Here is a 14478-nt window from a genome sequence, read left to right as displayed (position 1 = left end):
GTGACGACCACGATGAGGAGACGGCCATGGAGCACGACGCAGACGACCGCACGAGCGAAGCAGCACCTGCCGGCGGGTGGTCGGAGCAGGATGCTCCCGTCGTCGCCTCCGGTGCCGTGACGAACGAGCAGAAGGAAGCCGAGGACGAGGCCGACCGGGGACGCCGTGAGGGCGCTCCGATGCCGGATGCCGCTCCCGACCCGTTCGTCGAGAGCGCCGAGATCCAGCAGGGTCTCGACCCCGACGTGCTCACGGACGAGCAGGCGGATCGTCGGGCCGAGTGAGCCGCGTCCGCCGGGCGGCCGGTAGCGTGGGACGGTCATGACATCGCCTGTAACCGCCAGCATCCCCCTGTCCTCGTCGCAGCGCTGGCGGGCGTTCTGGGTGTGCGTGTCGGTCGCGGCGTTCACGATCCTCGACCTCAGCAAGGTCAACGTGGGACTTCCGGCGATCGAGTCGTCTCTCGATGCGACCTCGACGCAACTGCAGCTGGTGGTCTCGGGGTACATCCTGACCTTCGGTCTCGCGCTCGTCCCGTTCGGGCGCCTCGGCGACCAGCGGTCGCGGAAGGCGCTGTTCATCGTCGGGCTCAGCCTCTTCACCGTCATGAGCGCCGCGTGTGCGCTCGCTCCCAGCATTGAGATCCTGATGGCGGCCCGTCTCGTCCAGGGCATCGCGGCCGGCATCCAGATGCCTCAGGTGATGGGCACGATCCAGCAGCTCTTCACGGGCAAGGAGCGGGGCCGCGCCTTCGGTCTGTTCGGCGCGACGATCGGCATCGCCACCGCCTTCGGCCCCACCCTGGGCGGCCTCATGATCGCCCTGGGCGGCGAGACCGACGGGTGGCGCGGCATCTTTTGGTTCAACGTGCCGCTCTGCCTGCTCGTGCTCGCCGGTGTCATCTGGCTGCTGCCGCAGACCCGGAAGGCGACCGGCCAGCCTCTTCAGCTCGATCCGATGGGCATCGTCCTGTTCGGGTTCATGATCGTTTCCCTGATGTGGCCGTTCCTGTTCACCACCGGTTCGCCGGACGACGACCCCAACCGCTGGTGGCTGCTGACGGCGTTCGTCCTGTTCGCCGCGCTGTTCTTCTGGTGGGAGAGGCGATACGCGGCATCCGGTCGTCAGCCCCTGATCCCGTTCCGGATGTTCCGCATCCCCTCGTATCGCAACGGCACGTTCGTGGTGGTCGCGTACTTCACCGCGATCCCGCCGATGTTCCTGCTCGGCACACTGTTCCTGCAGATCGGCGTCGGTCTCGAGCCGGTGTTCGCCGGGATGGTCTCGATCGGCTTCGCGGTCGCCAGCGCCGTCTCGTCGTACTACGGCGGCCTGCTCGTCCACCGGTTCGGGCGCCAGCTGGTGACGATCGGGCTGCTGACCGTCCTCGTGAGCGTCGTGGCGCTCACGATCGTGGCGTACACGATGCCGCCCGAGACGGTCGCCTACGGCATGGCAGCCGCACTTCTGGTCGCCGGCGCCGGCGGTGGCCTCGTGGTCTCGCCGAACCAGACCCTCACCCTGTCCGAGATCCCCGTCCGCGAAGGAGGACTCGCGGGATCCGTGGGCCAGCTCGGCCAGCGCGTGGGTACGGCGGTCGGTACGGCCATCGGGCTGTCCCTGTTCTATGCGACGATCTACCGCGAATCGGATGCCGGCCTCGAATCGCTCGCGGTCTTCCACGACGCGTACGCCTACGGGATGGCGGCGGTCGGGCTCTTCCTGGCGATCGCGACCCTCATCTCGGTCGTCGACCTGATCAACCTGCGTCGTCGAGGAGCGGTGTCACCCGCCTCCGAGTGACGCCTGCGCGGCACGCCTCGGCGGCGATGTCGGAGCCTCGACCTAGCGTGTGAGCATGCGCATCCTGCACACCTCCGACTGGCACATCGGGCGGACCTTCCACGGTCACTCCACGCTCGATGCGCTCCGCGGTGTGCTGAGCGAATTGACCGCCCAGGTCCGTGAGCACGGCGTCGACGTCGTCATCGTTGCGGGTGACGTGTTCGACTCCGCCACCCCGGCCGCCGCGTCGTACACGCTCCTGTCCGACGTCCTCCGCGGTATCGCCGACGCGGGCGCGCGCGTCGTGGTGACGAGCGGCAACCACGACTCCGCGGCGCGGCTCGGGTTCCAGGCAGGGCTGCTGCGCGACGGCATCCACGTCCTGACCGATCCGGATGCCGTGGGTACCCCGCTCACGATCGACGACGCCCACGGACCTGTCCACTTCTACGGCATCCCGTACCTCGAGCCGGCGCTCCTGCGGCACCGGTGGGACGGAGTGCGGACCCAGGCCGCCGTCCTCAGCCGAGCGATGGACCTCGTCCGCACCGACCTCGCCGAGCGGGGCGGGCGGTCGGTGGCGATCGCGCACTGCTTCGCCGCGGGCGTCGAGCCGACGCCGCAGCTCGAGCGCGACATCCAGCAGGGCGGTCTCGACGTCGTGCCGCTGTCGACCTTCCACGGTGTCGACTACATGGCCCTCGGGCACATCCACGGGCGGCAGCGTCTCTCCGAGAGTGTCCGCTACGCCGGCGCGCCCTTGCACTACAGCTTCGGCGAGGGCGACAAGCCCCGCGGTTCTTGGCTGATCGATCTGGATGCCGACGGCATCACTGCCGTCGAATGGCTTGCTCTGCCGGTGCCCCGCCGCCTCGTGACCCTCCGCGGTCCGTTCGCCGAGATCCTGTCCGACGAGGTCCACGCCGTTGACGAGGATGCGTGGGTCTGCGTCGAGTACACCGACGATCTGCCCGAGGCCGACCCGCTGCGTCGGCTGCAGCAGCGGTTTCCCTTCTGCGCGAAGGTCGTGCACGCACCGTCGAGGGTCCGCACCGGCGACACCGCCACCTACGTCGAGCGCGTCCGCGCCGCCCGCTCCGACCGCGAGCTGGTCGAGGCCTTCCTCGAGCACGTGCGCGAGGGGCAGGGGGCGACCGAGCGCGAAGCCGGCCTCATCGATGAGGTGCTCGACGAACGAGTGCGCCAGGAGGCGATGGCGTGAAGCTGCACCGCCTCGAACTCACCGGGTTCGGGCCGTTCCGCGAGCGTCAGACCGTCGACTTCGACGCGTTCGACGACGACGGTCTCTTCCTGATCTCGGGGCGCACGGGCGCCGGCAAGTCCAGCATCCTCGACGGGGTCAGCTTCGCGCTCTACGGGTCGGTGCCGCGATACGAGGGCGGCGACCGGCGGCTGCGCAGCGACCACAGCTTCCTCACCGACCCGACCGAGGTGCGTCTCGAGTTCACCGTCGGCGGCACCCGGTGGCGGGTGACCCGCGCGCCCGAGTACGAGCGGCCCGCCAAGCGCGGGGGAGGGCTGACTCTCGAGCCGGCACGTGCCGAGCTCGAAGAGTGGGTGGACGACCGGTGGGTCGGCCGTGCCGCCAAGCAGCGCGAGGTCGGGATCGCCCTGGACGAGGTGCTCGGGCTCAGTGCGCAGCAGTTCCAGCAGGTCATCCTGCTCGCGCAGAACAAGTTCTCGCGATTCCTGCTGGCCGCGAACGCCGAGCGCCAGCAGCTGCTCCGGACGCTCTTCGGGACCAAGCGCTTCGAGGCGTACAAAGACGTGCTCGACGAGCGCCGCCGAGAGGCGCAGAAGCGGCTCGACGAGAACGGCGCCCGTGTGCGCACGCTGCTGGAGGTCGCCGAGCGCGAGATCTCGGCGAACGACCTCCTCGGCACGGACACCGGCGCCGCGCCCCTCGACGCGGACGTCCTCGGTCGGAAAGAGGCCGTCGAACGAGCTCTCGCTCGGGCCGAGTACCGCGTCGATGCACGAGGCAACGAGCGAGCCGTCGCGACCACCCGGGCGGAGCAGGCGGCGGCCGAACATCAGCGACTCCGCCAGATCGCGCAGCGTCTGGCCGAGCTGCAGAGCGCTCGAGCCGACCTCGCGGCGCGCGAGGCGGAGACCCGAGAGATCGACGGGCTGCGAGAACGCCTCGCGCGGGCGCGCGCGGCGGAGGTCTTGCGGGCGTCCGTCGAGAACGCCATCCGTGCAGGCGCGGAGTGGTCGGCGGCGCAGGAGACCCGTCACGCTGCGGAGGGTGCCTGGGTCGACGTCGGCGGGTCGGCCGACGACGACCTTCCCGCCGTGATCGACGAGCTGACGGGACGCGTCGCGCGCGCCGAGGCCGCCGCAGAAGCGGAACGGGATGCTGCGGCTCTGGGCGACGCGCAGCGGGTGCGCCGCGAAGAGCTGGACGGTCTCGGTGAGGCTCTCCGCGACCTCGAGACCGTCCTCGCGGCCGTTCCCGAGCGGCGCCAGGACGCGGCCCGTCGGCTCACCGAAGCCCGCGCCGTCGCCGGGCGGCACGACGACCTCGCCGCCTCGCGCACCGACCTCGTCGCCCGGCTCGATGCCGCCCGTTCTCTCGACCGGCTGGCTCCTCTCGCGGCCGAGGCCGACGCGGCGTACGCCGATGCCAACGCGCGCTCCGCCGCGGCATCCGCGCACGTCGGAGAGCTCCTCCGCCGGCGCCTGCGCGGCTACGCGGGCGAACTCGCGGCATCCCTCATCGAGGGTGAACCGTGCGCGGTGTGCGGATCCACGGCCCACCCCCGCCCGGCGACGCATGACGGCGAGCCCGTGACCGACGACGATCTCGCCGCCGCGGAGAAGGCGCGCGACGACGCCGCTCTCGCCGAGAGGGCCGCTGCGCAGGCAGCCGCAGCGGCGCGGGAGGACGTCACCGCTGCGGCGGCGACGTCGGGCGGTCGTGAGGCCGACGAGCTGGCCGCGGCCGTCGCCGACCTCGACGAACGGCTGGCGGCCGCCGTCGCGGCGCGCTCCCGCGTCGACGACCTGACGCGCGATGCCGAGCAGATCGACGCCCTCGAGGCTGAAGCGGTGCGCGAGACCACCGCCCTGCGCGAGCGTGCGAGCATCCTCCGCGAGGAGCTCGCCATGACCGAGGGAGCCCTGGAGACGGCGCGGAAGGCGGTGGATGCGGCGCGCGGAGAGTACGAGAGCGTCGCCGCCCGCATCGCTGCGGACACCGAGCTCCGTGGGTTCGCCACGCGACTGCTCGACGCTCGCCGCGTCGAACAGACCCGTCGCGAGGCCGCGGGTGCCGCGGAGGCCGATCGCGACGCCCGCATCGCGGACACGGCATTCGAGACTCCCGACGACGTCCTCGACGCGCTCCTGCCGCCCGCTGAGGCGAGCCGGCTCGCGGGGCGCGTCGACGAGCATGCGGCCGCGCTCGCCGCCGCACGAGCGCGCGCGCTCGAGCTCGAACTCGAGACCGTCGACCAGACGGTCGAACCCGATGCCGTATCGGCCGCTGCCCGCGTCGCGGCCGAGGCGGACGCCGCCCGGTCCGCCGCGATCACGGCGGAGGCCGATGCCACCGGCCTCGCGAAGGGCCTGCGCGACCTGGTCGAGCGCATCGACGACGCCGCGGGCGCGGTCGCGACGCAGGCCGAGGATGCCGCAGCGATCACGCGTCTCGCCGACACCGTCGCGGGCAGGGCGCCCAACACGATGAAGATGGACCTCGAGACGTTCGTCCTCGCAGCCGAGCTCGAAGAGATCGTGGCTGCGGCGAACCTGCGGCTGGCCGAGATGTCGTCGGGCCGCTACACCCTGCGACACTCCGATGCGAAGCAGGCCAGGGGCGCGGCATCCGGTCTGTCCATCGAGGTCCTCGATGCGCACACCGGCAGGCTCCGCTCGCCGCAGTCGCTGTCGGGCGGTGAGACCTTCCTGGCCTCGCTCGCTCTCGCCCTGGGACTCGCCGAGGTGGTCACGTCCCGGGCCGGCGGCATCCGCCTGGACACCCTGTTCATCGACGAAGGCTTCGGCTCCCTCGACCCCGAGACGCTCGAGCTCGCCATGCGCACCCTCGACGAGCTGCGCGCCGGCGGCCGGATCGTCGGCGTCATCAGCCACGTCGAGGCGATGAAGGAGCAGATCCCCGCCCAGCTCGTCGTCGAGGCGACCCCCGAGGGGCCGAGCATCGTCCGGCAGGACGTCGTGACCCAGCGCTTAGGCTGAGAGCATGAGAAAAGGCACGATCTGGACCATCCTCGGCGTCGTCGTCGCCGTGATCATCGCGTGGATCGTCGTGGACATCGCGCTCAAGGTGGTCTTCTTCTTCGGGAAGATCCTCATCGTCGCCGTCGTCGCGCTGATCGTCTTCTTCATCCTGCGCTCGCTGTTCAGCCGCCGCGACGCCTGACGCCGGGGCCGCTGAGCCGGCGTCAGACGCCGTAGAGCTCGGTGATCCGCTCGCGCAACTGCCCGCTGCAGATCGCGACGGCGTCACGCCAGTCGGTGATCGCATCGTCCTGTGCGCTGTCCGAGACCGCCTTCAGGATGCGGATCGGCACACCGAACTGCTGCGCCACCCAGATGTAGGCGTACGCCTCCATGTCGACGAGCGTGCCGCCGAGCGTGCGGATCAGCTCCACGGTGTCGGCATCGTCGACGAAATGGTCTCCCGTTGCGATCGTCGTGCCTTCGCGGCCGGCGATCGACACGGTCGCGGGCAGCGAGACGTGCTGGCCGGCGACGCCGTCGACGTTCGCGACGTCGTGCTGCAGCGCGGTGGTCACCTCGTGAACGCCCACCGTCTCGGCGTCCACCGACCCGGCCGTACCTACGACGACGATCTCGTCGTAAGCCGCCCGATCGAGGGCACGCGTCAGCGCGTACGTCGCCTGCATCTTGCCGGGGCCGGTGACGAGCCGGTCGAAGCCCGGGAGCTCCTCAGGGAAGGCGACGAGTTCGGAATCAAGAGCGGCGACGAGGAGCTTCACCGAACCATCATCCCATCCGTGCGTCAGTGCACCTCGTCCGGGAAAGCCGCATCGAGCTCGGCGAGCCACGCTGTCGCGTTGCCGTCGGACGGTGCGCGCCAGTCGCCGCGCGGCGAGAGCGAGCCCGCAGGCGAGACCTTCGGTGCGTTCGGGACGGCGCTGCGCTTGAACTGCGCGAACCCGAAGTAGCGCTTCAGGAAGACCCGCATCCACTTCACGATGATCGCGCGGTCGTAGGCGAACCGCTCGTCGGTGGGGAAGCCGGGAGGCCAGGCCCCGGCATCCGCGTCCGACCAGGCCTGCTCGGCGAGGAAGACGATCTTCGACGGACGGAAGCCGTAGCGCAGGACGTGGAAGAGCGTGAAATCGTGCAGGGCGTAGGGGCCGATGGTGCTCTCGGTGGACTGCACCTTGCCGTCTTGGCCGGCCGGAACGAGTTCCGGGCTGATCTCGGTGTCGAGGACGGCCTGCAGCACCTCCTTGGCACGGTCAGTGAGGGTCGCTCCCGACTCGTCGCTGTGCGCGACGACCCAGCGGATGAGGTGCTGGATGAGCGTCTTCGGCACGCCCGCGTTGACGCCGTAGTGCGCCATGTGGTCACCGACGCCGTAGGTCGCCCAGCCGAGCGCGAGCTCGGACAGGTCGGACGTCCCGATGACGATGCCCCCGCGCTGATTCGCCAGGCGGAAGAGGAAATCGGTCCGGGCACCGGCCTGCACGTTCTCGAAGGTCACGTCGTAGACGGGCTCGCCCTGCGCGAACGGATGCCCGAGCCCCGTCAGCAGCTCCGTCGCCATCGGACGGATGTCGATCGTCTCGATCGTTGCTCCGATCGCCTCGGCCAGAGCGATCGCGTTCGACTTCGTGTGCTCGCCGGTCGCGAAGCCGGGCATCGTGAAGGCGAGGATGTCGCTGCGCGGCCGTCCCATCCGGTCCATGGCTCGCGCGACGACCAGCAGAGCGTGCGTGGAGTCGAGGCCCCCCGAGACGCCGATGACGGGTTTGGGCTGTCCGATCGCCCGGAGCCGCTGCTCGAGACCGGAGACCTGGATGTTGAACGCTTCGTAGCAGTCGAGGTCGAGGCGGGCCGGGTCGTCCGGCACGAACGGGAACCGGTCCAGCGGGCGACGGAGGCCGTGGACGGATGCCGCGGGTTCCACCGTGAACGGGATGCGGGTCGGCCACGAGGATTCGCTGCGGGCGTTGTCCTCGAACGTGCCCTGCCGCAGACGGTCCTGGCGGAGCCGGTCGAGATCGATGTCGGCGATCGCGCGGCGCGGCCCGTCGGGGAAGCGCTCGGTCTCGGCGAGCAGGGTGCCGTTCTCGTAGATGATCGTCTGCCCGTCCCACGACACGTCATTGGTGGACTCGCCCTGACCTGCGGCGGCGTACACGTAGGCCGCGAGACAGCGGAAGGACTGCGACTGGACCAGGATGCGTCGGTCCTCGGCGCGCGCGATCGTGATGGGGCTGCCCGAGAGATTCAGCAGAACCGTCGCGCCGGCGAGGGCGGCGTGGGACGACGGCGGCACCGGCACCCAGAAGTCCTCGCAGATCTCGGCGTGGACGACGAGCCCGGGCACGTCGGTCGCCTCGAACAGCAGGTCGGTGCCGACCGGCACCTCGTCGCCCGCGAGGATCACCGTGTCCGGGGCGCCGTCGCCTCGCGCGTACCAGCGGGACTCGTAGAACTCGCGATACGTGGGCAGGTGGGATTTGGGTGCGACGCCGAGCACGCGCCCGCGGTGGATCACGACCGCGCAGTTGTAGAGCCGGTTCTGCATCCGCAGCGGCGCGCCGACGACGAGGAGCGGAGAGAGGTCGGCGGATGCCGCGACCATCCGCTCGATGGCGGCGAGGACGGCATCGAGGACGACGTCCTGCATCACGAGATCCTCGATCGCGTAGCCCGAGAGGCAGAGCTCCGGGAAGACGGCGACGGCGACTCCCTCGTCGTGACAGGCGCGCGCACTCTTGAGGACCGCCTCGGCGTTGGTCGCCGGATCGGCGATCGCGACCGGCACCGTGCACGCGGCGACGCGCGCGAAACCGTGCCGATAAGGGTTCTCGAACGGAAGGTCCTGGGTCACGACCCCAGTCTGTCAGGTGACCGTCGGCGTGCGGCAGCCTGTGCTTTCATCGTCTGGTGCCCACCCGTGCCGCCGGATACCCGCCGCTCCCGCCGCCGTATCCGCTGCCGGAGGACTGGCGGGTCGGCATCCCCGCTCGCATTCGTCCCTGGACCGTCGTCGCCTACTCGGTCGTGGTGATCGTCAGCGCGACGGCGTCGGTCGTCGCGGTGCTGGCGGACGACATCGGCGCGGCGACCTGGCGGGCGTTCGTGTTCCTGGCGGCGACGGCCGGTTTCGGTGTGCATTTCGAGCGTGCGGGCGGGGAGCGGGATCTGCCCGAACTCCTCAACGCCGTAGCGCTGACCCGCGCGAAGGAACGGCCGCGCGATTCGTGGGTGCACTTCTTCCGCGAGCGGGGTGCCGGTGCGTGGCTCAGCGGTTGCTTCACGGCGGCGGGTGCGGTCGGAGCCGTCATCTTCGGGTGGGCGATCGTCCGTTCCGTCATCACGGATGCCGCATTCGCGCTCATCTGGCTGATCCCGCTCCTCCTGCTGGCCCTCGTGCTGCTGCTGGCCGGCGCCCTCGCGATCGTCTCGACCTGGCGGGCGGCATCCTTCGGGCGGCTGCCGATCGGTGTCGGGATCGGACCATCGGGCGTGACCCGCTACTACCTCGACGACACCGACGACATCGAGTGGTCCCGGATCGCTCGCGTTGTTCCGACGGTGTCCGCCGTCGACGAGAAGACGGGGGACTTCACCCCCTCCGTGGAAGTCCGGGCCGTCGACGACGAGATCCTCCTCGATCTGAACATCAGCGGGTTCCGGGCACACGCGTGGCTCATCTACGCGTCCATCCGGTTCTGGGCCGAGCATCCCGAGATGCGCAACGAGCTCGGAACGACGTTCGCTCAGCAACGGATGGACTCCTGGCGCCGGGGCATGCTCGGCGAGAGTGTCGGAGACCGCGGATAGTGTCGATTCCCGGAAGGGGATCATGCGATACATCGAAGACGACGGCCGGATCGTCTGGAGCGCGAGCGACCTGAAGGCCGCGGCCGAGTGCGAATTCGCCTGGCTGCGGGCGATCGACGCGAAGCTCGGCCGGATCGCGGCGGTCGAGGACCCCGCAGACCTCACCCTCGAGCGGGCGGGCCGCCTCGGGACGCAGCACGAGCGGCGGGTCTACGAGGCCTACCGGGACGCGCATCCGGGTGCGGTCGTCGAGATCCCCGAGACCAGGTCGTCCGATGCCGTGGGCATGGCTGCCGCGGTCGCCGCGACCGATGCGGCGCTCGCCGACCCCGCTGTCCACGTCGTCTACCAGGCGGCGTTCTCCACCGAGGAATTCGTCGGTTTCGCGGACTTCCTCGTCCGGGACGACGACGGGCGGTGGATCGTGCAGGACACCAAGCTCGCTCGGCACGCGCGCGTCACGGCCCTCATGCAGCTCGCGGCATACGTGGATCAGCTCGACCGGCTCGGGGTGCCGCGCGCCGACGAGGTGCAGCTCCTCCTCGGTGACGGCACGACCTCGACCCACGCGGTCCGCGACCTGATGCCGGTCTTCTCGCTGCGGCGCGAGCGTCTCCGTGCCCTCATCGCCGACCGGGACCTCGCCGCCGGGGCCGCAGGCGAGCCCATCCCCTGGGGAGACGACCGCGGTGATCTCCGCGTCGTCGCGTGCGGGCGGTGCGCGACCTGCGACCTCGAGGTCGTCGCCCAGCGGGATCTGCTCCTGGTCGCCGGGATGCGTCCCGTGCAGCGAGACCGTCTCCGCGCTGCGGGAGTCGCCACGATCGACGACCTCGCGGCGTCCCGCGAGGCACCGCCGCGGATGTCGTGGGACACCTTCTCGGGGCTCCGCACGCAGGCGCGGCTGCAGCTCGAGAGCCCGGCCGGCGGCGTGGACGACGCCTTCCCGGGCACGGAACCGGCGATCCCGACGTTCGACGTCGTCTTCCCCAAGGCCCTGGGCGCTCTCCCGCGACCGGACCACGGCGATCTGTTCTTCGACTTCGAGGGCGATCCGCTCTACACCGAGGGTGCTGCCGTGCAGTGGGGGATCGACTACCTCTTCGGCTGGGTCGACGAGACGGAGCAGTACTCGTCGCTCTGGGCTCACTCGTTCGCCGAGGAGAAGCGCGCTCTCGAGGACTTCCTCGAGTTCATCGCGGTCCGGCGCCGCGCACATCCCGGCATGCACATCTATCACTACGCGCCGTACGAGCCGACGCACCTGCTCGCGATGGCCGCACGGCACGGCGTGGGCGAGGCCGCCGTCGACCGCCTCCTGCGCGACGGCGTCTTCGTCGATCTCTACCCGATCGTCCGGCGTGCGCTGCGCGTCGGCTCGCGGTCGTACTCCATCAAGAAGCTCGAACCGCTCTACATGGGCGACGAGGTCCGCACGAGCGACGTCCAGCGCGGCGACGATTCCATCGTCCGCTACGTCGAGGCACGGTCTCTGCAGGATGCCGGCGACGACGCGGCCGCGAGGGTGATCCTCGACGACCTCGCCGACTACAACTGCTACGACTGCGTGTCGACGCGGCGCCTGCGGGACTGGCTCGTCGACCGTGCTCGCGAGGCGAAGCTCGTGCCCTCCCAGGAGCCCGACGCCGGCGAAGCCGTCTACGAGCCATCGCCGCGCGCCGACGCACTCGCCCGGTTCGCCGCCGATGCCGATGACGAATCCGTCGCTCAGGCCCTCCGGCTCGGAGCCGCCGCGATCGACTACTACCCGCGCGAGGCGAAGACGTTCTGGGCGACGCACTTCCTCCGCCTGCGTGAGCCGGTGTCGGTGTGGGAGGACACCCGGGACGTCGTTGTCGTCGACCGCGACCGCTGCCGCGTGCTCACCGACTGGCACCGCCCGGAAGGGCTCACCGCCGTCCGCCGCGTCGTCGAGATCCGCGGCGAGTTCGCCCCGGGCACCCGGATCACCGTCGGTCAGAATCCGTACGCCGTGTACGAGCTGCCGGCGCCGTTCCCCATCGAGACGAGCCCGCGGTGGATCCACGCGGCGCGGTCCATCTCGGTCGTCGACGTCCTCGAGGACGGCGTCGTGATCGAGGAGAACGCGTACCAAGGGTTCACCTGGCAGGAACTCCCCGTCGCCCTCACCCCGCCGGCGCCGCCGCGAGCGGGAAGCCAGCAGGCCGCCATCGACGCCTGGGCCGATGCGGTCCTGGCATCCGCTCCCGCGATGCCGACCGATCCGGCGACCGACCTGCTGCTGCGCCGTCCGCCGCGTCGCGAGTCCCCGCTGCCGCGCACAGGTGACGACGTCGCCGACATCGCCGCGGCGCTCGCCGAGGCCACCGACGGCTACCTGGCCGTGCAGGGCCCCCCGGGGACGGGCAAGACGTACGTCGGGTCGCACGTCGTGGCGCGCCTCGTGCGCGAGCGCGGCTTCCGCGTCGGCGTCGTCGCGCAGTCGCACAACGTCGTCGAGCACATGCTCGATCGGATCGTCGAGGCGGGGGTGGATGCCGCGCAGGTCGCCAAGGCTCCGAAGGGACCCGCCACGGGCCGGGAGCGTTTCACCGTCATCGCGAAGAACCAGCTCGCCGCCTACATCGATGCGCAGCCTGCCGGGTTCGTGATCGGCGGCACAGCGTGGGATCTCACCCATTCCGGGCGCGTCGCCCGTCGCTCGCTGGACCTTCTCGTGATCGACGAGGCGGGCCAGTTCTCGCTCGCCTCGACCATCGCGGTCTCGGCCGCCGCGAAGCGCCTGCTGCTGCTCGGCGACCCGCAGCAGCTACCGCAGGTGAGCCAGGGAACCCATCCCGAGCCGGTCGACACATCCGCTCTCGGATGGGTCATGGACGGCCACGCCGTGATCCCCGCCGATCGCGGCTACTTCCTCGCCCGCACGCGGAGGATGCGCCCCGAGGTGGCCGAACCCGTCTCACAGCTCGCCTACGAGGGCCGGCTCGAGGCGCACCCCGACACCGCTCTGCGGCGCCTCGAGGGCGTGCCGGCGGGGGTGATCCCCGTAGCGATCGCCCACACCCGCAACGCGACGCAGTCTCCCGAAGAAGCAGATGAGGTCGTGCGGATCGTCCGGGACCTGAGCGGCACTCCGTGGTGGTCCGACGGCGGCACCGCCCGCCCGCTCGCACCCGAGGACGTCATCGTCGTGACGCCCTACAACGCGCAACAGGTGCTCGTCGAGGAGGCGCTCGTCGCCGCCGGGTTCCCCGGCGTGCGCGTCGGGACGGTCGATCGATTCCAGGGGCAGGAAGCGGCCGTCGTCATCGTGTCGCTCGCGGCGTCATCCGGGCGCGACGCGCCCCGCGGACTCGAGTTCCTCCTGCTGCAGAACCGCATCAACGTCGCCGTCTCGCGTGCCATGCACACGGCGTACGTCGTCTACGGCACGGGCCTGCTCGACGACCTGCCGCGCACGCCCGACGGGGTGGCCCGCCTCAGCGCGTTCGCACGGCTGGTCGGGACGGCGCCGTCCGAGGGGACGGTGCCGCCGCAGATCGTCTCGCCTCAGACGGTGCCGTACAGGCGGTCGCCCGCGTCGCCGAGGCCGGGCACGATGTAGCCCTTCTCGTTGAGGCGCTCGTCCATCGCCCCCAGAACGAGGGTGACGTCACGGTCGCCGACCTGCTTCTCGATGGCCGCCACGCCTTCGGGGGCGGCGAGGATGCAGACCGCGGTGACGTCCTGCGCGCCGCGCGCGAAGAGGAAGTCGATCGCGGCGCCGAGCGATCCGCCCGTGGCGAGCATCGGGTCGAGGACGAAGCATTGCCGGTCGCTCAGGTCGTCCGGAAGCCGCTCGGCGTACGTATACGGCTCGAAGGTCTCCTCGTTGCGAGCCATGCCGAGGAAGCCGACCTCGGCCGTCGGCAGCAGCGTCGTCATGCCCTCGAGCATGCCGAGGCCGGCGCGGAGGATCGGGACGACCAGCGGGCGGGGCTCGCTGATCTTGAGGCCGGTCGTCCGGGTGACCGGGGTGTCGATCTCGATCTCCTCGACGCGGACGCCGCGGGTCGCCTCGTAGGCGAGGAGCGTGATGAGCTCCTCCGTCAACTGGCGGAAGACCGGTGAGGTGGTGCGCTTGTCGCGCAGCACCGTGAGCTTGTGGGTGATGAGGGGGTGGTCGGCGACGTGCACACGCATGAGCCCAAGGGTACCGGGGCTACGCTGACCTCGTGAGTCTGCCCGTTCCCGCCGCCGATGATGCGGCGATGACGAGGGCATTGGAACTGGCGGCATCCGCTCCCTGTCACGGCGACGTGCCCGTCGGGGCGGTCGTCACGCGGGCGGGCGAAGTCATCGGCGAAGGCCGCAATCTGCGCGAGCGCGACGGCGACCCCCTTGCTCATGCGGAGGTCGTCGCGTTGCGGGCCGCGGCATCCGCTGTGGGGTCCTGGAACCTCGAGGACTGCACCCTCGTCGTCACCCTCGAGCCGTGCGTCATGTGCGCGGGTGCGATCCTGCAGACGCGCGTCGGTCGGGTCGTCTTCGGCGCATGGGACGAGAAAGCAGGTGCCGCCGGCTCGGTCCATGATCTGCTGCGCGATCGACGGATGCCGCACCGCGCCGAAGTCCTCGGCGGGGTGCGCGCGGGGGAGTCGACTGCCTTGCTGCGCGCGTTCTTCGACCGCAAGCGCTGAG

The 14478-nt window shown here is 70.8% G+C and carries 11 protein-coding genes; 8 read left to right on the top strand and 3 right to left on the bottom strand.

Annotated features, from left to right (window positions below; translation table 11 throughout):
- Positions 1–26 precede the first annotated feature (26 nt).
- The 5 genes from BBA86_RS10290 to BBA86_RS10270 are packed head-to-tail and all read left to right on the top strand — an operon-like array spanning position 27 to position 6190.
- The gene (locus BBA86_RS10290; RefSeq protein WP_065572262.1) at positions 27–284 is read left to right on the top strand and encodes a hypothetical protein; all 258 of its coding nucleotides are present in this window, start codon (positions 27–29) and stop codon (positions 282–284) included.
- Between the two features lie 37 nt (positions 285–321).
- A complete protein-coding gene (locus tag BBA86_RS10285) occupies positions 322–1803 on the top strand; it encodes an MFS transporter (protein WP_189318453.1) in 1482 nt (493 codons plus the stop codon).
- A 55-nt stretch (positions 1804–1858) separates the two neighbouring features.
- On the top strand, positions 1859–3007 hold the full coding sequence (locus BBA86_RS10280; protein ID WP_065571476.1) for an exonuclease SbcCD subunit D: 1149 nt from the start codon (positions 1859–1861) through the stop codon (positions 3005–3007).
- Positions 3004–6006, top strand: coding sequence for an AAA family ATPase (locus BBA86_RS10275; protein ID WP_065571475.1), 3003 nt, complete (start codon positions 3004–3006; stop codon positions 6004–6006). Before BBA86_RS10280 ends, BBA86_RS10275 begins: the two co-directional genes overlap by 4 nt.
- 4 nt (positions 6007–6010) lie before the next feature.
- On the top strand, positions 6011–6190 hold the full coding sequence (locus BBA86_RS10270) for a hypothetical protein (protein ID WP_065571474.1): 180 nt from the start codon (positions 6011–6013) through the stop codon (positions 6188–6190).
- A gap of 22 nt (positions 6191–6212) precedes the next feature.
- Here BBA86_RS10270 and BBA86_RS10265 read toward each other — a convergent pair whose 3' ends face one another.
- Both BBA86_RS10265 and BBA86_RS10260 read right to left on the bottom strand, forming a co-directional pair.
- The gene (locus tag BBA86_RS10265; RefSeq protein WP_065571473.1) at positions 6213–6770 is read right to left on the bottom strand and encodes a nucleosidase; all 558 of its coding nucleotides are present in this window, start codon (positions 6768–6770) and stop codon (positions 6213–6215) included.
- A 23-nt stretch (positions 6771–6793) separates the two neighbouring features.
- Complete coding sequence (locus tag BBA86_RS10260) at positions 6794–8860, bottom strand: NAD(+) synthase (RefSeq protein WP_065571472.1); 2067 nt, start codon at positions 8858–8860, stop codon at positions 6794–6796.
- Between the two features lie 56 nt (positions 8861–8916).
- Here BBA86_RS10260 and BBA86_RS10255 point away from each other — a divergent pair, with 56 nt between their 5' ends.
- On the top strand, positions 8917–9816 hold the full coding sequence (locus tag BBA86_RS10255) for a hypothetical protein (RefSeq protein ID WP_065571471.1): 900 nt from the start codon (positions 8917–8919) through the stop codon (positions 9814–9816).
- Between the two features lie 22 nt (positions 9817–9838).
- Positions 9839–13402, top strand: a complete 3564-nt coding sequence (locus BBA86_RS10250; RefSeq protein WP_065572260.1) for a TM0106 family RecB-like putative nuclease — start codon at positions 9839–9841, stop codon at positions 13400–13402.
- Here the strand turns inward: BBA86_RS10250 and upp are convergent.
- The gene (upp, locus tag BBA86_RS10245) at positions 13348–13980 is read right to left on the bottom strand and encodes a uracil phosphoribosyltransferase (protein WP_018186834.1); all 633 of its coding nucleotides are present in this window, start codon (positions 13978–13980) and stop codon (positions 13348–13350) included. The genes BBA86_RS10250 and upp overlap by 55 nt on opposite strands.
- A 68-nt stretch (positions 13981–14048) precedes the next feature.
- Here upp and tadA point away from each other — a divergent pair, with 68 nt between their 5' ends.
- Positions 14049–14477 (top strand): tRNA adenosine(34) deaminase TadA, encoded by a 429-nt coding sequence (tadA, locus tag BBA86_RS10240; RefSeq protein ID WP_065571470.1) that lies wholly within the window; start codon positions 14049–14051, stop codon positions 14475–14477.
- Position 14478 lies beyond the last annotated feature (1 nt).

The organism is Microbacterium oleivorans, assembly GCF_001691565.1.
Taxonomy (GTDB): domain Bacteria; phylum Actinomycetota; class Actinomycetes; order Actinomycetales; family Microbacteriaceae; genus Microbacterium; species Microbacterium oleivorans_B.
Note: the sequence above shows the minus strand (reverse complement) of the source record. Positions and strands in the feature narration are given on the sequence as shown.